This window comes from bacterium (assembly GCA_026398675.1).
Lineage (GTDB): Bacteria > RBG-13-66-14 > RBG-13-66-14 > RBG-13-66-14 > RBG-13-66-14 > RBG-13-66-14.
Window position 1 is genome coordinate 1 of the sequence record JAPLSK010000155.1, and the last position, 17,374, is coordinate 17,374.

The window sequence follows — 17,374 nt, forward strand, 5'->3', positions numbered from 1 at the left end:
TCGGCCGCGCCGGAGAGGCCCTCGGGCTTTGGGAGGGACAGGACGGCTCCCGGGACGACCGGGTGTACGTCGAGCGGGGGGAATGCCTCTACGCCCTGGGCCGCGTGGATGAGGCACGTTCGAGCTGGCTGGCCAAGCTGGACCGGGCGAACCTGCGGCCGGGTGACGTGCGGACGGTGGCGCGGATTTTCTCCGACCACGGTCTCAACGAAGACGCGCTGGGTCTGCTGGAAAACCCGCCCGTCGGCGCCTTGGTGGATTACGCCCGGGACATCGCCCGGCTTCTCTACACCCTCGGGCGCTACCGGGATGCCGCCGAGACCTGCGCCGAGACCGTCTCATCGGAAGGCCCCGACTCTTGGAGCGTCGAGTTCTTCGAGGGTTTCGGCGCGACGGAGGAGATGTCGCTCACCGCCCTGGAGGTTATCGAAAACCGTGAAGAGCCTATTTTCGGCCGCATCCGCCTGAATCTCGCCCTCTCGCCCTGGGCGCTCGCCACCGTGAATGACGGTCCCGACCCTCTGCCCCACCCCTGGGCGGAAGAAAAACCGACGCCGGTGTTGGACGATCGGGCCTGCCGGATCGTCGAGGACGAGATCCGCAGCCTGACGGCCTTCTTCGCCCTGCACACCGACGCCCTCCCACAGTTGATCGGAGCGGGTGGTATCCTCCCCATCGAGGTGGTGAACGCCCTGGGATGGGCCGGGCTTCCCGAGCTCGCGCTCGACGCCGCCCTGAGTCTGGCCTTCCTGGATGGTCTGACCGCCGACGCCCGGGTGGCGCTCGCGTCCGCCGGCCTGTCATTCGCCTGCACATCCAACCTGAGCGCCCGCGGCATCGAGCCGGATAAAATCCTCGCCCTGAACCCGGCCGACCGTGAACTGAAGTGGCGGACGGCCCTCTTCCTCCTGCGCGGCGGCAGGCCCGCCGAGGCGGAAGCCCTGTTGGAGGAACTGACCGGGGGCCACGGTTACGGTCCCGACGAGGAACAGCTCCTCGCCGCCCGTATCGAGGCCGCCATGCTCCGGGGCGAGCCGGAACGGGCCTGGAACCTCACCGGGCGGACGCCCGACAACCTCGTCGAGCCGACCGACCCGGAGCTCCACTACCAGTTGACCCTCCTGCAGCTCAACCACCTGGTCGAGGGACTTGAAGAAGACCCGTCCCTCGATCCGGCGCCGACCGTGGATTGGGTCCGGCGATACATCGCGCGGAACGGGGACGACCCGCGGGCCACGGACCTCTTACGCCTGGTTCTCGCCTCGGGCTACGCCGAAAATCCCGATGAAAAGGGGGCGTTCGCCGACCTGGTGAAGGCCTACCTGGCCGGCGTCCGGGGTGACTCGTCCGGGGAGGAGCAGTACCTCCGCAAGGCCCAGACCCCCGGCGGGCCGCTGGGCGACGAGGCAGCCGTCCAACTGGCCGACCTCCTCGCCGGGAAGGGGGATTACGCCTCGGCCCGCGCCGTTTTAGAGGACGTCATCGCCGCCGGCACCGTGGGAACGGGCGACCGGGCGCTGGCCCTGGCGGCCTGGCTCGACGCCGATTTTCTGCGGGATGCCGAGGGCGCGACGGGCGACCTGACGAGGTTGATCAACGAGTACCCCGGGTCGGTGCTACTGGAATACGCCCGCCGCGGTCTGGCCGCCCTGAACCGATGACCGGGCGAGACGACGCGGCGCTCCGGCGCCTCGACGAGATTTACCGGAGCTGCGCCCTCTGCCCCAGGGCCTGCGGAGTGGACCGGACGGCGGGGGAGCACGGGGGCCTGAACCGGCGGCCGACCCCCGCCGAGTTGGAGGATGTCCGGGAGTACGCTCGGGGGCTGGGTCTCCATCGCGGATTTTAAAGACGCGCCGAACCACTTGAAAAAGGAGGCCCCGCGGCCTCCCCTTTTTATAACCTCAAGGTGCTTTTTCCTCTCCCTAAAAAAAGGGAGGCCATCGGCTCTCCCTTTTCCTAAAGACCTCCCGGGTGCCATTTCTTCATATTTAAAAGGGAGGCCCCAGAGCCTCCCCTCATTCAATCAAAACCGGTGGATCAGGGCGCGAAGACGCCCTTTATGCCGCCCCAGCTTACCTCATCCACCGACGAGATCTGGGTGAAGTAGAACATCATGTTCTTGAACATGTTTACCGTAACGGGCGTTTGTGACATACGCCACCATTCCGCGGCGTCCCGGTTTCCGTTCCAGTAGACCACGATGCCGCCTCGGGGCGGAACCATCTCCGTGACGAGGATTTTCGCCGGTCCCACATTGATGCCGTTGACGAGGGTGACGGCCACCGCGTATGTCCCGGGCAGTCTCGGTTCGGCCATGTCGTAGTCGGAGGCATAGGTTATTATATCATAGGTTCCGTCATAATAACCGGCCTCACCGTCGGCGATCCAGTTATCCGGCTTGGTGATGGTAAACCGTTCGCAGAAGGGGTAGTCACCGTAGGTTGTGGAGCCAACCAGCTCGGCCATCAATGGGTCGTTGGGGCTGCCCAGAGAATCCTCACCGGTCACCACCAGGCAGTTTCCCTCGCCGACCCACTCACGCATGGTGCCGTACTCGCTCTGGGATATGGCCCGGTTGTCGTTGTACCAGAGGATGATGTCGTAGTTCAAGAGGAAGTTCAAATCCGACGATTTATTCATAATCCAGTTATTGTGCCAATGGTCGAAACTGATTCCCATATCGGTGAGGATATTCTCCACGCTGTCCAGATTGTTGTAGTCGCCGGGCATGCCGTAATCGGGGGAGGAGTCGTCCAGGAGCAGCAAATTGTAACCCGACGCCCCGAAAACCATCGCAAAGCAAAGAGTGATAGCGGTAAGTTTCATCTCTCATCTCCCCGAATCAGGGGTAACTTTTTAGTTTACGAAGCACACACACGGGAAAAACCTTCGCACCAGAGGAATTATATACTAACCGGGGTCACGGCGTGAACATCCCCTTTATCCCGCCCCAGCTCATCTCCTGGACGGGCACCAGTTCGACGAGGTAATCCATCATGTTCCGGAACATGTTGACCGTAGCCGGAGTCTGCGACATGCGCCACCACTCGATGGAATCCCAGTTGCCGTTCCAGTAGATGATGATCCCCCCGTCGCCCACGTCCTCGGTGAGGAGGATTTTCGCCGGCCCCATGACGTGGCCGGTGTACGCGGTGGCGATTTTCTGTGTGCCGGGCGCCGGCTGGGCCCAGTCGTGGTCCGTGCCGTCGGGGATGACGGGATAGCCGCCGGAGAAGTACCCCCACGGGCCGTCCATGATGAAGTTGTCCGAATCACCGACTGCGAAGGAGTCGCAGAAGGGGTAGTCGCCATAGGTTGAAGAGCCCACAAGTTGGGCCATGAGGGGGTCGTTCGGGTTCCCCAGGGAGTCGTAGCCGGTGATAATGAGGTAGTTCCCGTTCGACACCCATTCCAGCAGTGTATCGTACTCCTTTTGGGTGATGACGCGCTGGTCGTTGTAGAAGATGATGATCCGGTAGTCGTCCAGGTAGTCCGGATTCTCGGTGATGTCAGGATACCGCCAGCGGTTGTCGTGCTCATGGGTGTAAGCGATACCCAGCTCGTCCAACTTCTCCTCGACCTTGTCGAGGTTCGGGAAATTATTGTAGTAGTCCGGGCCGCCTTGATCAATCGCGTTGTCGTCCACGAGCAGGAGGTCCGTCGCCCCCGCGGCGGTGAAACCGAGGAAGAGCAACGCGAGAAGCATTCGTTTCATGAATCGCCCCTTTCCCGTAGCCTCCGGCAGACAATTTCCACCCTAAAAGTGCCGGGGCGCGTCGGGGAACCCGGTTAATTCCTCCAAGCCAGTCTAAATATAGCACCGGAATTCCCGTGCGTCAATAGAATGTGCGGCTTGACTAAACCCGCCATGCCAGGCAAAATCCCAACAGATGGACGATAACCGGTCTTTACAGGTCAGATGCCCCGCCAAGGTCAACCTCGGCCTCGCCGTTCTCGGGCGGCGCGACGACGGCTACCACGACGTGGAAACAATTCTGGCGGCCATCTCCCTGGGGGACAACCTGACCGTGCACAGGGCGGAGCGTCTTTCGCTCACGGTGCACGGCCAGCCGGGCATCCCGACGGACCGGCGCAATTTAGTGTGGCGGGCCGCCGAGGCCTTCGCCGCGGCCACCGGAACCCCGCCGGCCGCGCGGATCGAGATTTCCAAGCACATCCCCCTCGGGAGCGGGCTGGGTGGCGGATCCAGCGACGCCGCGGGCACCCTGGTGGCCCTGAATCGGCTCCAGGGCGACCCCCTCGACCTGGAACAGCTACAGGGGCTGGCCGCCGGGCTGGGGTCCGACGTGCCGTTCTTTCTGGAGGGCGGAATCGCGTTGGCCGAGGGGCGCGGCGAGCGGCTCACCAGGCTCGCGCAAAGGAAAGTTTACATAGTACTGGCCTTCCCCAATGCCGCGGTTTCTACGGCCTGGGCCTACAAACAACTCACGGCGGAGGATTTCGGCAATCTCCCCCGGGAGGAGATCGAGGGCTGGCTCTCGGGTGGAGAGGCTCCGCCGGAACTGCCCAACGCATTTGCCACCAAAATTGTCCGCTTCTTCCACGAAATCGGCCGCACCTTGGACGCGCTGCGCGCCAGCGGCCTGAAACCGGTCAGCCTGTCCGGCTCCGGGGCCTGTTGCTTCGGCGTCGCCAGTGGTGAAAAGGGGGCTTTTCAGCTCGCCAACGAGCTGGAATCGAGAGGAATAGCCTCGATTCCAACGGAAGTTATTGACAAAGGCGTCTCGATGGTCGAGAATAAAAAAGCCTGAAGCTTTGTCATCCATGAGGAGGCAATTGTGGAAATCACCGAGGTGAGGGTCAGCCTGCGCGATGAGGAAAAGCTGAAGGCTTACGCCTCCATCGTATTCGACAACTGTTTCATCATCAAAGACCTGCGCGTCATTGACGGCAACGACCGTCTGTGGGTGGCCATGCCGAACAAAAAGCGCCGCGACGGCACGCGCCGCGACGTCTGCCACCCGCTGAACGCCGAGACGCGGTCCAAGATAGAGGAAGCGGTGCTGTCGAAGTACGACGAGCTCATGCGGGCGGGCCTCTACGACGGCTCCCCCAAAGCCGGAGGAACCGAGGACGCCCCCGAGGAGTTCGAAGAGGGCGAAGCATAACCTCAGCGTTCACGCACGGAACGTACGTTCAACGGCAGCCGTCCGACGCACCAGCCCCATACCCGGTCGTCGGGTAAGGGGTGAGCCGGAAGAGCCCTGGGGCGTCGACAAGCGGTAAGTCAACGGCCTTTGGAGCCGTCATCGTAGGTTCGAATCCTACCGCCCCAGCCAGGTGATTTGATAATCCCCTCGACTGGATAGAAAAAGCCGTACCGGACGGCTTTTTTTACGCGCCCACCCCAGGGTGAAGGACCGCGACAAGGTGTAAAAAAACAGGGTTGCCGACCCCGATTAACCGTTATCAATCCCGCGAGACAAGGGGTTTAAACCCCTTGTTTCCAATGCAGCCCGGAACCCGAGCCGAAGATAGGGCTCAGGGGAGACGGGTCAGGACAACGCCGGTCTGCGCGTCCACCACGAACTCGGTGAAAGCGGCCTCGTCGTCGGGATTCATCCGCACGGCAAGCCTCTGAAAAACCCGATACGTGACGTTGTTGAGCCAGGGGTCGCCGAGATTCTCCGGGTCGCCCTGGTGAACGAGGTAAATGCGGAAAAGCTCCCACCGGCTCTTTTCCGTCTCACGACGGTCGTCGGAGGCCGTCGCGGCCTCCAGGGCGGCGGGGGAATCCACGGCGGGACGGCCCAGAGCAAGTCTCGCCGAACCCAGGGGCCAGCTCGTGAAATCGCCGGCGGGTGAGTCCGGGGGGGAATCCTCCTGTACCGCCGGTTGGGCCCCCGCGGTGAGCGCAACGGAGAGAATCCGCTTCAGCCCGTTGGAGTAGAAGGCGACCACCCACTCCCGGCTCCCGCCCCCCGCTGGCTGATCGCCGGAGGCGGCGGCGTAGGCTATTGCGTCGTGGGACCAGCCGCGCCCCAGCGGGTCGGCGAGCTCGAGGGCCTCCAGGGCGGTCCAGGTATCTTTCGCGTAGAGCTCGACCAGCCCGCCGGCAGCCCGTTCCAAGAATCCGCGGGACCCGTCGTTCCACGCCAGCTCGCCCGCGGTCCCATCGGATACGAGCTTAACCTCGGCCACGCCCTCACGCACCCCCGTCACCTCGAGAAGGCTGCCCGGCGGCAGCTCTATCTCGCCAGTGGAGGTCTTGAGGAGGGAAGAGATGCCGGGCTTGAGCTGAACCGCATCGCCGACCTGGGGTGGCTGGAGGTGCGGGGGTGGGGCAGTGCGCTGACACTGAAAAATCTCGCCGAAGACGACCAGCAGAAAAAAGCCGACACCGACGACTCCCAGGATGGACCACAGCAGTATTCTCTGACTCCGACTCGCCATCACCGCACCGGCCTTTTCACTTTACCCGGTTTTTCGATACCTGTATATATTACTCCAGATGACCGTGTAAGGCAAGTTGTAAAGAAAAGGGAACTTAACCTATCCCGACGCATGGGACGCGGAACAAAGCGATGCGGTGTATCGTATAATCGGAACATAAGAGATGCATTCAACACGGTACCGCGGGACTTGCGTCAAGGCCCGCGGGGGAGGCGCATCCATGCGGCACATGCCCTTTTTACCCCTTCTCACTATTTTTCTCGCGCAGCCCGGATGCGCCGGGGAAGAGACCTCGTCGGTCGAGCTCACGGTGAGCGAAACCGATTCCGCGACGGTCGAGTCCAACGACGCGCGCATCACCGATGAACGCGGCAACGCCATCATCGAGGCCACCCGGATCGCCGCCCCTTCCGTCGTCACCATCTCGACCATCACCCGCATCACCGAACGCGTGTACGACCCGGGGAGCGACCCTTTCTTCAACGATCCCTTCTTCGAGGAATTCTTCGGGCGCAGTTTCGGACCCTCCCGGTCCGAGGGGCCCACCTACCGGGAGCGTGAAATCCCCGGCATGGGCTCCGGCTTCATCATCTCACCCGAAGGCTACGTCCTCACCGCGGAGCACGTGGTCCACTCCGCCGACGAGATCGAGATCACCCTCTCCGACGGGCGGAGCTTCCCCGGCGAGGTCGTGGGTCGCGACCCCTACACCGACACCGCCGTGGTCCGCATCACCGGCGGCGAAAACCTGCCGGTCTCCATCCTGGGCGATTCGGATCACCTGGAGGTCGGCCAGTGGGCCATCGCCATCGGCAACCCCTTCGGCTTCATCGTGAAGGACCCCCAACCGACGGTAACCGTGGGCGTGGTCAGCGCCACGAACCGCACAATGCGCTACCAGCTCGCCACGGGCGAGGTGCGGGTCTTCGATGGGCTGATCCAGACCGACGCCGCCATCAACCCGGGCAACTCCGGCGGCGCCCTGGTCAACTCCCTCGGCGAGGTGATCGGCATCAACTCCTCGATTCTGTCCACCTCGGTGGGCAACCAGGGCATCGGCTTCGCCATCCCCATCAACAGCGCCCGGGATGTGGCCCAGGAGATAATCCGCTACGGCGGCGTCCGCCGGTCCTACATCGGCTTCTACCTCCAGGACGTGACCCCCAGCATCGCCCAGGCGATGGGGCTCCGCTCCACCGAAGGCGCCCTCGTCACCCAGGTGGACAAGGGCTCCCCGGCGGCGGAGGCGGGCCTGGAGCCCGGCGACATCGTCATCTCGTACAATTCAGAGCCGATCACCGGGGTGGACGGTTTCAACGAGCAGTTCCAGCGGAGCGTCCCGGGGGACGACTTGGTCCTGGTCGTCCAGCGCGAAGGTAAGCCGTACCGCGTGGCCCTGGTCATCGCCGAACAGGACAAGGAGAGTTGACGTTTTTTTTAAAGAAACCGGGATTCGGCGTGAAAAGGCGGGTGGAGCATCCCGCCTTTTTTTACACCGTTTGGACAGTCTACTTCTCCTTGGCCCTCACCTTCTTATGTGGTAGGATTGGGGTGAGTCATTTAAAAGACCGCCCATGATCCACCGGTACGAAATTTCCGAAATCCGCGCCATCTTCTCCGACGAGGGCCGGTTCAACATCTGGCTGGAAGTCGAGCTGGCGGCGGCGGAGGCCATGGCCGAGCTGGGGCTCGTCCCGGCGGAGGCCGTCCGCGTATGCCGGGAGAGGGCCCGGATAGACCCGAAGCGGATCGAAGAGATAGAGGAAATCACCCGCCACGACGTCATCGCCTTCCTGGAGCACCTCGAGGAAACCGTCGGCCCCGAGGCCCGGCACCTGCATCTGGGGATGACCTCATCCGACGTGCTGGACACCGCCCTCGCCCTCCAGATAAACCGCGCTAACCGGGTGCTCCTGGACGACTTGGAAAACCTTCTCTCGGCCCTACGGGAACAGGCCCTGAAATACAAGGACACCGTCTGCATCGGTCGCAGCCACGGCGTCCACGCCGAGCCGACCACCTTCGGCCTCAAGCTAGCCGTCTCCTACGCCCAGTTCAAGAGGGACCACGAGCGGCTATCCGCGACGGCCGAGGGACTGCGCGTCGGCCAGATATCCGGGGCGGTCGGCACCTACACCTCGCTCTCGCCGGAAATCGAGGAGCGCACGTGCGCCAAGCTGGGCCTCAAACCGGCGCCGATCTCCACCCAGATTCTACAGCGGGACCGCCACGCGGCCTACCTTTGCGCCCTGGCGATTCTGGGGGCGGACCTGGAGCGCCTGGCCCTCGAAATCCGCCACCTCCAGAGAACCGAGGTCGCCGAGGCCTTCGAGCCCTTCACCAAAGGGCAGAAGGGCTCCTCGGCCATGCCCCATAAGAGGAACCCCATCATCACCGAGCGCGTCGCCGGCATGGCGCGCCTCTTGCGTTCCAACGCCCACGCCGCCCTCGAGAACGTCGCCCTCTGGCACGAGCGAGACATCAGCCACTCCTCCGTGGAACGGGTGATAATCCCCGACGGCTTCCACCTGGCGGTGTACATGCTGCGCAAGATGGTCTTCGTCGTGCGGGGACTGGTGGTGGACGAAAAACGCATGGCGGAGAACCTGGCCCTCACCGGGGGCCTCACGGCCAGCTCCGGCCTCCTGGTCGAGCTCATCCGGGCCGGTCTCGAACGCAAGGCGGCCTACGAGCTGGTCCAGGGACACGCCCTGGCCGCCTGGGAGGGGAAGGGCGATTTCAGGACCGCCATCGAAAAGGACCCCATGGTCGCCCTGCACCTCGACCGGGAGACCGTCGAACGCTGCTTCGGACAAAAACCGAGATTCATTGACGTGACTTACCGCCGTCTGGGTATAATAGGGAACTGACTAGCCCGTTTTCTTATTCCGAGAAGGGGACCACCATGGCCGAAGAGCGCGTTCTTTACGAGGGCAAGGCCAAGATAACCTACGCCACCGACGATCCCAACGTCGTGCGCCTCTACTACAAGGACTCGGCCACCGCCTTCGACGGCAAGAAGAAGGGCACCATCAAGGACAAGGGGTTCTTCAACAACGCCATCACCGAGGTGTTCTTCAAGCTCCTGGAAGAGGCCGGGGTGGCCACCCACTATCTCGACCGCCCGTCGGACCGCGAGATGCGAGTCAAGACACTCCGCATGATTCCCCTGGAGATCGTGGTGCGCAACGTGACCGCCGGCTCACTCGCGAAACGGATGGGCATTCCCGAGGGCACGGCCCTGTCGAGCACCATCCTCGAGTACTACTACAAGGATGACTCCCTGGGCGATCCGATTCTGTGCGAAAGCCACGTCCACGCTCTCGAAATCTGCTCCAAGGAGGATCTGGCGAAAATCGGAAAAACGGCGTTCAGGGTCAACGAGGTGCTCACCCCCTTTCTCGCCCAGCGGGGTATCAAGCTGATAGACTTCAAGCTGGAGTTCGGCTACGACTCCGAAGGCGAGATACTCTTAGGGGACGAGATAAGCCCCGACTCCTGCCGCCTTTGGGACGCCAAGACCAATGAGAAGATGGACAAGGATCGCTTCCGCCATGACCTGGGACAGGTGGAGGAGTACTACGCCGAGCTGCACCGGAGGATAACCTCGTAAGCCGACGATAAATGAGACAAGGGGTGGAACAAGGGGTTTAAACGAGCGAACCGAGCGAAGCGAGCTACGCCTCCGGCGAACCGAGTAATGCCCCAGGCAAAACCCCTTGTCTTTCCCCTTATTTTTAAAGGGGCGCCGATCCGGCGTCCCTTTTTCATATCAACGGCAACCGGCTTAACTCAGGCGTCAGAGGGCCAGGGCCTCGTCCAGCATGCGCTCGAACTCGGCAATACCGGCGACCACGGACATCCGGCGGCGCAGCTCACCCGCCCCCTCCACCCCGCGGAGGTAGTGCAGGGCGAAGCGACGTACCCGGAACATCGCCGACTTCTCGCCGTAGAAATCGCAGAGCAACCGGCCGTGCCTGCGGGTCCACCCGACCCGCCCCGACCAGTCCGCCTCGGGTCGGACTTCCTCCCCACCCAGTGCCTGCGCCATCCGTCGCGCCTGCCACGGCTCGCCGATGAGCGCCCGCCCCACCATCACCGCGTGACACCCCGTGGAATCCAGCATCCGCAGGGCATCTTCGGGGGTCTTCACGTCGCCGTTGCCGATAACGGGGCAGCGCACCGCCCCCACGAGCTCGGTGATGGCCGTCCAGTCGGCACAGCCGGCAAAACCATCCTCCCGGGTGCGGGGGTGAAGCGTGAGGGCGGCGATTCCTATACCGTCGAGTTCCGTCGCCAGGCTCAGGAAAATCTTTGAGTCCGAGGTGAAGCCCAGGCGCAGCTTGGCGGTGACCGGCAGGGACGTGGATTCCAGTACCGCCGCCGCTATTTCCACGGCCAGCGGCAGGTCGCGCATGAGCGCCACCCCGTTCCCCGACCGCACGACCTTCTTCGCCGGGCAGCCGAAGTTCAGGTCGAGGGCGTCGTAGCCGCAGAGCTCGACGAACCCGGCGGCGTAGGCGAAGGCTTCCGGGTTGTGGCCGAAGAGCTGGCAGACCACCGGCACGCCCAGGTCGGGGAACTGGCGGGAAAGGGGGCGGGGCGGATCACACGGCCGTCCGGGCTCCGGGGTCAGCATGGCCCGGGTCTTGCGTCCCCCCCGGAAAAGCCCGTCGGCGGTGGTCATCTCCGTCCAGAAGGCGGCGAGTCCCTCCCCGGCGAGGAGGCGGTACCACGGCACGGCGCTGGTCCCGGCCAGGGGGGCGGAGACCACCCCCCCGGCGATCCGCTCCCGGAAGGTTTTTACGAAGTCCGGTCTGGACATGGCCCTTCGTGGAGACAAGGGGTTTAACCGAGCGAAGCGAGCTATGCCCCTGGCAAAACCCCTTGCCGATAGGAGGGCAAGGTCCGGGCCCCTTGCCTGTTCAATGAGAATTGTCAGCCGCGCCTTTTCCCCCGGCACTTCTGTTGGGTGAAACTCTTCACCGGCTTTCCGCCTTTATTATTCCCCAAGACACCGCCTCGACCACCGGCTCCTGGGGAGTCCACTCGACGCGGATTAGTAGGTCGGTCTCGTATTCACTCCACTGTGGGTCTCCCTGGTCGCAGTACCACGAATGCCTAATCTCCCAGTCGAATGTCGTATCCAGCCTGATACCCACCAACCCGAACGGCCTCACCACCGCGAAGAACTCCCCAGGTACGTCCACCGGCTCGTCGAGGATAAAATGCCACCAGGGAGCCCGATGGTCGAGTGTATAAGCCAACGGCCCGCTCAAAATCTCACCGGGGCTATCATCATCTCGCGAATAGATGTAAAGCTCCGGCTGGCCGGACGAGAACTGACACCCTAGGATGAACTCGCTCACTACACCCGGCTGCCCGTCCGTGTCTCCCGGCCGACCTTGAGGGACAGCATCGTTAAAAAGGACGCCCAGATTGTAGTGCCACTCCTCGTAGCCTCCGCCGTCATCCCAGTAAAGCTCGGTCGCACCGACTGCCAGCGCCAAGGTCAAGAACACTAAAACGGTTTGCATCTCTACTCCTTAATTCCGCTTGCCTTTATTATTCCCCATGACACCGCTTCAACCCCCGGCTCCTGCGGCTCCCATTCAACGCGGATTCCCAAGTCGGTCACGAACTCGTACCAATCCCCCTCCGAAGCACATCCCCGCGAGTGATTAAATCCGTAGTCATGGGTCGGGTCCAGAAGGATTTGATCCGGCCAAGGCGACCGCTCCTCGTTCATTTTCACTACGGCAAAAAACTCCCCCGGTACATCCACCGGCTCATCTAACACTATTTGAAACCAACTCTCCCCAAGCTCATACTCCGTATACGCCAGAGGGCCAGCCAAGACCTCGCCGGGGTTATTCCCATCCCGCGAGTAGATATAATACTCCGGCGGAGGCTCACCGTAGCAGTAATAGAAGCACACCAATAACTCCGAGACGGTTCCCGGTAATCCCCCCGTATCTCCGGGGTAATCATCCCCCACCGCATCTAGGAAAAGCACAGCAGCGATGGGGTCCAAAGTCGCACTCCCGTACATATCGCCGTCATCCCAGCGAAGCTCGGTCGCCCCGACCGCCAAGGCCAGAACCAGGATCACCAAGGTTACTCGCATCGCTCCTCCTAAATCCAGCCCGATATCGGCCAGCCCTTGGTAAGCCGCGCAAAGGCCCGGAACGCCTCCGCTTGGAGACAAGGGGTTTAATCCGCTTGCCCTTCCGCCCATCGGGGGAAAAATACGTCTACCCGCCGACGAGCCACCGGATGCAACGCCCCATGAGCGCCAGCCCCTCGGCCTCGGAGGAAATGTTCTCCCAGGCGAAGGAGAGGAAGACCGAGCGGTGGTTCCCGCTCTCGACAGCCACACCGCAGACGTCGCCCCGGCTGCGGTTGGTGAAGAGGACCTGCGCTCCGGGGGCGGCGGTGAAGCCGTCGCTCCAGTTCCCCACAATCTGCCTGTCGCCGAAAAGCACCATGGACAGCCCGGCGTTCAGCTCCCCCTCGGGCTCGGCGATGGCCACCAGTGTCTTGGCGTCGGCGCGCCAGTCCTTGACCCCCAACGCCTCCTCGAGGGAACCCGACGAGGCCGTTCCGCTCCGGGAGACCTGCCCCAGGTAGTTCTGGCTCACGAGGAGGAGCCGACCGCCGTCGTCCAGGTACCGCCGCAGCGCCCGGCGGTCGCTCTCGCCCAGGCAAACCTTGAGGGCGTCCAGCCCGGTGAAGTAGACGACCAGCCGGTAAGGTTCCAGCTCGGCGTAAGTGGGGCCGCTGGTGTTGTGGCTGACCACGTGGGTGTCGTAGTCCACCCCGAGCGCGTCCAACGCCGCGGTGTACCGCTCGTGGACGTCCACCCCGTAGGGGTTGTCGTTGTTCACGCCGTCGTCGTCGTCCACCAGGAGCACCGGACCGAGGTCCAGCCCCGAGAGGTCCGGTGGGCCTTCGGGCTCGACGGTGACCGGCGTCTCGACCACCGCGGTCCGCGCCGAGATTTCGAGCACGGCCCGGAGGGGATCGCGGTCCATGTAGGCCCTGTACGAGCCGGCTGTGGCCGCGGGGTAGACCAGGAATACGGCATCCGCGCCGGACTGGTAAAAACGCCCCCCGGCGACGTGCCCCACGGGACCACCCAGCCGACCCCCGTCGTCGAGATGCGCCCCGCGCACGACGAGACCCAGGCTGGCCTCACCGGCGGTCAGAGAGTCGGACACCTGGACCGTGCACTCCTCGTCCAGGTAGAACACGACGAAGGTCACGTCCTCCTGGGCGTAGCAGCGGACGTTGGTCACGCGCGCCCCGAAGGCCGCGGCCGTCAGCGCGAGAAAGATGTAAACCGCTTTCCTCACCGGCCCCCCCCTTTTCCCGCCATTCTACCAGAAAGGAGACAAGGGGTTTAACCGAGCGAACCGAGCTACGCCCCCGGCGAAACGAGCGAAGCGAGTAACGCCCCAGCGAAACCCCTCGTTCTTGTTTAAGGGCTGATTCACTGCCGCCTAGGCCACGACGCCCAGTTCGCCGGAGCCGTAAACCGATTCCAGGCGCCGCTTGAGCCGGGGGTGCGCCTCCAGCTCCGGATCGGCTTCGAGTAGGCGGAGCGCCGCTTCCCGAGCTTCCTCGAGCATCCTCCGGTCGGTGATCAGCGCGGCCAGGGCCGCGTCGGGCAGGCCGTGCTGCCGCGTCCCGAGGAGCTCTCCGGGACCGCGTAGCTCGAGGTCCAGCTCGGCCAGGCGGAAGCCGTCGGCGGTCTCGGTCATCGCCCGCAGGCGCCGTTTGGCCGCGTCGGTCAACCCCCTCCCCGAGAAAAGGTAACAGCGGGCGGGGTACGGGCTTCTGGCCACCCGACCCCGGAGCTGGTGTAGCTGCGACAGGCCGAACTGCTGGGCCTCCTCCACCACCATCACCGTGGCGTTAGGCACGTCTATCCCCACCTCCACCACTGTGGTTGCGACCAGAACGTCCAACGCTCCGGCCCGGAAGGCGCGCATCGTCCTTTCCTTCTCCAAGGAATCCAGGCGACCGTGGACCAGCCCGAGCCTCAACCCGGCCAGGGGACCATCCCGGAGCTCGTCGAAGCGTACGGTGGCGGCGGCGAGGTCTTTTTCCGGGGATTCCTCCACCAGCGGGCAGACAACGAAGGCCTGACGCCCGCGGGCAGCCTCCTCCCGGATGAAATCGAAGGCCTGGCCGCCGTTCTTCCCCACGAGCCATCGAGTCTCCACGGGGCGGCGACCGGGGGGGAGCTCGTCAATGACCGAGGAATCCAGATCGCCGTAAACGGTGAGCGCCAGGGAGCGGGGGATGGGGGTGGCCGTCATCACCAGGACGTTGGTCGAGGGCGGGCAAAGTCTGCCGCGCTGGGCCACGCCGAAACGGTGCTGCTCGTCCACCACGGCCAGGCCCAGCCGGGGGAAGACGACCCCCTCCTGGATGAGCGCGGTGGTGCCGATGGTTACGCCGGGCTCGCCGGCCGCAATCGCCTCGAGCGCCGACCTCCGGGTGCGATCCTTCACGCTTCCCGTGACGAGATGGCAGGGCACGCCCAGGTGGTTTAGGACGTGGCCGAAGGTACGGTGATGCTGCCGGGCGAGTACCTCGGTGGGCGCCATCAGTGCCGCCTGCCATCCGGCTTCCACCGCCAGGAGCATCGCCAGAAGGGCCACGACGGTCTTCCCCGAGCCCACGTCGCCCTGGAGGAGGCGGTTCATGGGTCTCGACCGGGCCAGGTCGTGACGGATGCGCTCCAGGACGCGCTTCTGCGCCCCGGTGAGATCGAAGCCCAGCCGGTCCAGGGCGCGGCGGACCAGGTCGCCTCCGGCTTCCACCACGGCGCCCGAGGTTTTATCCAGGCGCACCCGCTCGCGCAGGACCGCCAACTGCAAGAGAAAGAGGCCGTCGAAGGCCAGGCGCCGCCGGGCTCTCTCGGGGGCGTCGAGGTCGGTCGGGTAGTGGAGCCGTTCGAACGCCTCGGCCAGCCCCGGTAGCCCCAAGGGCGCCGACACCTCTTCGGGAAGGTGATCCTCCAGCTTCGGCAGATACAGCTCGAGAACGCGGCGGGCAAGCGTGCGGAGGTAGCGCTGACCGAGCCCCTCCGTCAGGCCGTAGTTGGGCACGATGCGCCCGAAGGCCAGGGGGTCCTCGCCCGTGTCCAGGAACTCGAAATCGGGGTTGATGAGAGCGCCGCCGTCGTGGGGACTGACCTTGCCGAAAGCCACCAGGCGGCGACCGGGCTTGAGCTTGTCCGCCAGGTACAGCGCGTTGAACCAGGTGAGGACGAGGCTCCCGCCGTCTCCGGTCAAAAGAGCGCTCAGACGCGGCTTTCGACCTTTGAAACCGCGGATGAGCTCCACGCTCCCGAGCTCGCCGACCACAGAGACCTCATCCCCCGCCCTCAGCCGGTCCAGCGGGACCAGGCGCGACCGATCCTGGTACCCGCGGGGTTCGTAGGCGAAAAGATCGGCCACGGTGAAAAGGCCGAGCCTCTTCAGGCGCTCGTACCGGGAGGGACCGACACCCTTCTCGTAGAGCAGGGGGCGCCCGGCAAGATCGTCCAGGCCCCACCCCTCCGTCGGCAGGGGGGTCTCGGGCGGCCTTGGGCACGCCTCTTGCTTGAGATATTCACGCCATTCCCGGGTGAATTTTCGCAGACGATCCACCCGCCGGTTGGTGGGCAGGGAGTCCAGACCTCTGACGAGCTCCCGGCAACGTCCAAGGGCGTCGGAGTCCGATCCGAGCTCGTCCAGCCAGCCCAAGAGCCGCGCCTCCAGGTCCGGCATCCGGTCGGCCAGGGCGTATCCGCTTCGCTCGAGGGCCTCCAGGGGGCCGGCCATCCGGCGGGCAACACTTTCCAGTCCGGTCTCCACACTCCCTAGTCTACCAGCCCGAGCGCATACCGACAATGTTTTGAATAAATTGACAGTGGGGATTTTTTCCGCTAGATTGTGAGTGGATTGGTACATTTTCCGGCGTAAGTCTTTTTGACTTTTATCCCAGACGAAGGAGCCCGTCAATGAAGAAGCTGCTTCTGGTCCTGATCCTCCTTACGCTGCCCCTGGCGGCGCTTGCCGGGTCCTGGACCGTCATGGTCTGGCTCAACAACCAGAACAGCCTCAAAGAATTCGGCTGGGACGACGTCAACGAGATGGAGGACTGCAACTACAGCGCCTACCCCGACGGGGTGGACGTCATCGTGATGATGGGGTGGGATCCGGACGACCACACCAAGCTCTTCCACATCACAACCGACCCCGGCGGCTACACGTCGGGCGACTACGAGGACATCGTCTCCACCGAGATAACCGGGCACGGCATCTGGACCGGCAACGTGGCCGACATGGACGATCCACAGATATTCGAGAACTTCATCCAGTGGGTCACCGACAACTACCCCGCCGACAACTACCTCCTCGACGCCTGGGACCACGGCGGCGGCATCTTCCTGGAGGACCAGACCAAGGACTGGATAGACCGCGGGATGTGCAGCGAGCTTAAAATTTGGGAGATCGAGGAGGCCCTGGAGAACGTCGGGGAATTCATAGACGTCATCGGCTTCGACGTATGTCTTGGCGGGCAGGTAGAGAACGGCTACCAGTATCTGAACGACGTGGGCATCTGCATCGCCAGCGAGGACAATGAACCCGGAGACGGGTGGGATTACCAGGCGTTCAACATCTTCGAGGAAGACACAAACGTCATGCCGGAGGAGCTGGCCGCCCGCATCGTCAAAGATTACCTCGACTTCTACGGAGCCGGCGTGACCCAGGCCGCCCAAAACGTGAAGAACTGGCCCACCGTTATGGAAACGGATTGGACGAACCTCTGCCAGTCGCTCTTCGACAACTGCTACACCTACCTGGACCGGATAACCACCGCCCGGGACTCCGCCGACTACTGGAACACGGCCAGCGATCGCGACCTGTACCAGTTCGTGGAAGCCCTGGCCGGAGACGGC

Annotated in this window: 16 protein-coding genes and 1 tRNA gene; 9 read left to right on the plus strand and 8 right to left on the minus strand. The window is 63.8% G+C overall.

The window, feature by feature from the left end:
* Both NTW26_04340 and NTW26_04345 read left to right on the plus strand, forming a co-directional pair.
* The coding region (locus NTW26_04340) for a hypothetical protein (protein ID MCX7021500.1) at window positions 1-1,661 on the plus strand (1,661 nt) is incomplete at its 5' end.
* The gene (locus NTW26_04345) at window positions 1,658-1,849 is read left to right on the plus strand and encodes a hypothetical protein (GenBank protein MCX7021501.1); all 192 of its coding nucleotides are present in this window, start codon (window positions 1,658-1,660) and stop codon (window positions 1,847-1,849) included. The genes NTW26_04340 and NTW26_04345, both read left to right, overlap by 4 nt.
* Before the next feature lie 191 nt (window positions 1,850-2,040).
* Here the strand turns inward: NTW26_04345 and NTW26_04350 are convergent, their stop codons facing one another.
* The gene (locus NTW26_04350) at window positions 2,041-2,829 is read right to left on the minus strand and encodes a hypothetical protein (GenBank protein ID MCX7021502.1); all 789 of its coding nucleotides are present in this window, start codon (window positions 2,827-2,829) and stop codon (window positions 2,041-2,043) included.
* 94 nt (window positions 2,830-2,923) lie between these two features.
* On the minus strand, window positions 2,924-3,718 hold the full coding sequence (locus NTW26_04355; protein MCX7021503.1) for a hypothetical protein: 795 nt from the start codon (window positions 3,716-3,718) through the stop codon (window positions 2,924-2,926).
* A gap of 175 nt (window positions 3,719-3,893) precedes the next feature.
* Here NTW26_04355 and ispE point away from each other — a divergent pair, with 175 nt between their 5' ends.
* The 3 genes from ispE (at window position 3,894) to NTW26_04370 (ending at window position 5,303) form a co-directional block, all read left to right on the plus strand.
* The gene (gene ispE / locus NTW26_04360) at window positions 3,894-4,775 is read left to right on the plus strand and encodes a 4-(cytidine 5'-diphospho)-2-C-methyl-D-erythritol kinase (GenBank protein ID MCX7021504.1); all 882 of its coding nucleotides are present in this window, start codon (window positions 3,894-3,896) and stop codon (window positions 4,773-4,775) included.
* 27 nt (window positions 4,776-4,802) lie between these two features.
* Complete coding sequence (locus tag NTW26_04365; protein ID MCX7021505.1) at window positions 4,803-5,132, plus strand: SpoVG family protein; 330 nt, start codon at window positions 4,803-4,805, stop codon at window positions 5,130-5,132.
* A gap of 97 nt (window positions 5,133-5,229) precedes the next feature.
* Window positions 5,230-5,303: transfer RNA gene (locus NTW26_04370), tRNA-Gln, on the plus strand.
* A 202-nt stretch (window positions 5,304-5,505) separates the two neighbouring features.
* Here NTW26_04370 and NTW26_04375 read toward each other — a convergent pair.
* The gene (locus NTW26_04375) at window positions 5,506-6,417 is read right to left on the minus strand and encodes a hypothetical protein (protein MCX7021506.1); all 912 of its coding nucleotides are present in this window, start codon (window positions 6,415-6,417) and stop codon (window positions 5,506-5,508) included.
* A 220-nt stretch (window positions 6,418-6,637) separates the two neighbouring features.
* On the opposite strand from NTW26_04375, the gene NTW26_04380 reads away from it, so the two are divergent.
* The 3 genes from NTW26_04380 to NTW26_04390 all read left to right on the plus strand — a co-directional run bounded on the left by NTW26_04380 (window position 6,638) and on the right by NTW26_04390 (window position 10,030).
* Window positions 6,638-7,846, plus strand: coding sequence for a trypsin-like peptidase domain-containing protein (locus NTW26_04380; protein MCX7021507.1), 1,209 nt, complete (start codon window positions 6,638-6,640; stop codon window positions 7,844-7,846).
* A gap of 145 nt (window positions 7,847-7,991) precedes the next feature.
* A complete protein-coding gene (purB, locus tag NTW26_04385) occupies window positions 7,992-9,287 on the plus strand; it encodes an adenylosuccinate lyase (protein MCX7021508.1) in 1,296 nt (431 codons plus the stop codon).
* A 35-nt stretch (window positions 9,288-9,322) separates the two neighbouring features.
* Window positions 9,323-10,030 (plus strand): phosphoribosylaminoimidazolesuccinocarboxamide synthase, encoded by a 708-nt coding sequence (locus NTW26_04390; GenBank protein ID MCX7021509.1) that lies wholly within the window; start codon window positions 9,323-9,325, stop codon window positions 10,028-10,030.
* Window positions 10,031-10,216: 186 nt separating this feature from the next.
* On the opposite strand, the gene NTW26_04395 is transcribed toward NTW26_04390, so the two are convergent.
* The 5 genes from NTW26_04395 to recG all read right to left on the minus strand — a co-directional run bounded on the left by NTW26_04395 (window position 10,217) and on the right by recG (window position 16,286).
* Window positions 10,217-11,242 carry a tRNA-dihydrouridine synthase gene (locus NTW26_04395; protein MCX7021510.1) on the minus strand — a complete coding sequence of 342 codons (1,026 nt, stop codon included), beginning with the start codon at window positions 11,240-11,242 and terminating at the stop codon, window positions 10,217-10,219.
* A gap of 157 nt (window positions 11,243-11,399) precedes the next feature.
* Window positions 11,400-11,954 carry a hypothetical protein gene (locus NTW26_04400; GenBank protein ID MCX7021511.1) on the minus strand — a complete coding sequence of 185 codons (555 nt, stop codon included), beginning with the start codon at window positions 11,952-11,954 and terminating at the stop codon, window positions 11,400-11,402.
* Between the two features lie 2 nt (window positions 11,955-11,956).
* Entirely contained in the window at window positions 11,957-12,544 is a 588-nt protein-coding gene (locus NTW26_04405; GenBank protein MCX7021512.1) for a hypothetical protein, read from the minus strand.
* A gap of 127 nt (window positions 12,545-12,671) precedes the next feature.
* Window positions 12,672-13,772, minus strand: coding sequence for a hypothetical protein (locus NTW26_04410; GenBank protein MCX7021513.1), 1,101 nt, complete (start codon window positions 13,770-13,772; stop codon window positions 12,672-12,674).
* Between the two features lie 147 nt (window positions 13,773-13,919).
* The gene (gene recG, locus NTW26_04415) at window positions 13,920-16,286 is read right to left on the minus strand and encodes an ATP-dependent DNA helicase RecG (GenBank protein MCX7021514.1); all 2,367 of its coding nucleotides are present in this window, start codon (window positions 16,284-16,286) and stop codon (window positions 13,920-13,922) included.
* 146 nt (window positions 16,287-16,432) lie between these two features.
* Here recG and NTW26_04420 point away from each other — a divergent pair.
* Window positions 16,433-17,374 (plus strand): clostripain-related cysteine peptidase (locus NTW26_04420; protein MCX7021515.1); only part of this gene is annotated, 942 nt, incomplete at its 3' end.

Coding starts and splice junctions, on each gene's coding strand:
- NTW26_04345 (MCX7021501.1), top strand. CDS start 1,658: ATGACCGGGCGAGACGACGCGGCGCTCCGGCGCCTCGACGAGATTTAC.
- NTW26_04350 (MCX7021502.1), bottom strand. CDS start 2,829: ATGAAACTTACCGCTATCACTCTTTGCTTTGCGATGGTTTTCGGGGCG.
- NTW26_04355 (MCX7021503.1), bottom strand. CDS start 3,718: ATGAAACGAATGCTTCTCGCGTTGCTCTTCCTCGGTTTCACCGCCGCG.
- ispE (MCX7021504.1), top strand. CDS start 3,894: ATGGACGATAACCGGTCTTTACAGGTCAGATGCCCCGCCAAGGTCAAC.
- NTW26_04375 (MCX7021506.1), bottom strand. CDS start 6,417: ATGGCGAGTCGGAGTCAGAGAATACTGCTGTGGTCCATCCTGGGAGTC.
- NTW26_04380 (MCX7021507.1), top strand. CDS start 6,638: ATGCGGCACATGCCCTTTTTACCCCTTCTCACTATTTTTCTCGCGCAG.
- purB (MCX7021508.1), top strand. CDS start 7,992: ATGATCCACCGGTACGAAATTTCCGAAATCCGCGCCATCTTCTCCGAC.
- NTW26_04390 (MCX7021509.1), top strand. CDS start 9,323: ATGGCCGAAGAGCGCGTTCTTTACGAGGGCAAGGCCAAGATAACCTAC.
- NTW26_04395 (MCX7021510.1), bottom strand. CDS start 11,242: ATGTCCAGACCGGACTTCGTAAAAACCTTCCGGGAGCGGATCGCCGGG.
- NTW26_04400 (MCX7021511.1), bottom strand. CDS start 11,954: ATGCAAACCGTTTTAGTGTTCTTGACCTTGGCGCTGGCAGTCGGTGCG.
- NTW26_04405 (MCX7021512.1), bottom strand. CDS start 12,544: ATGCGAGTAACCTTGGTGATCCTGGTTCTGGCCTTGGCGGTCGGGGCG.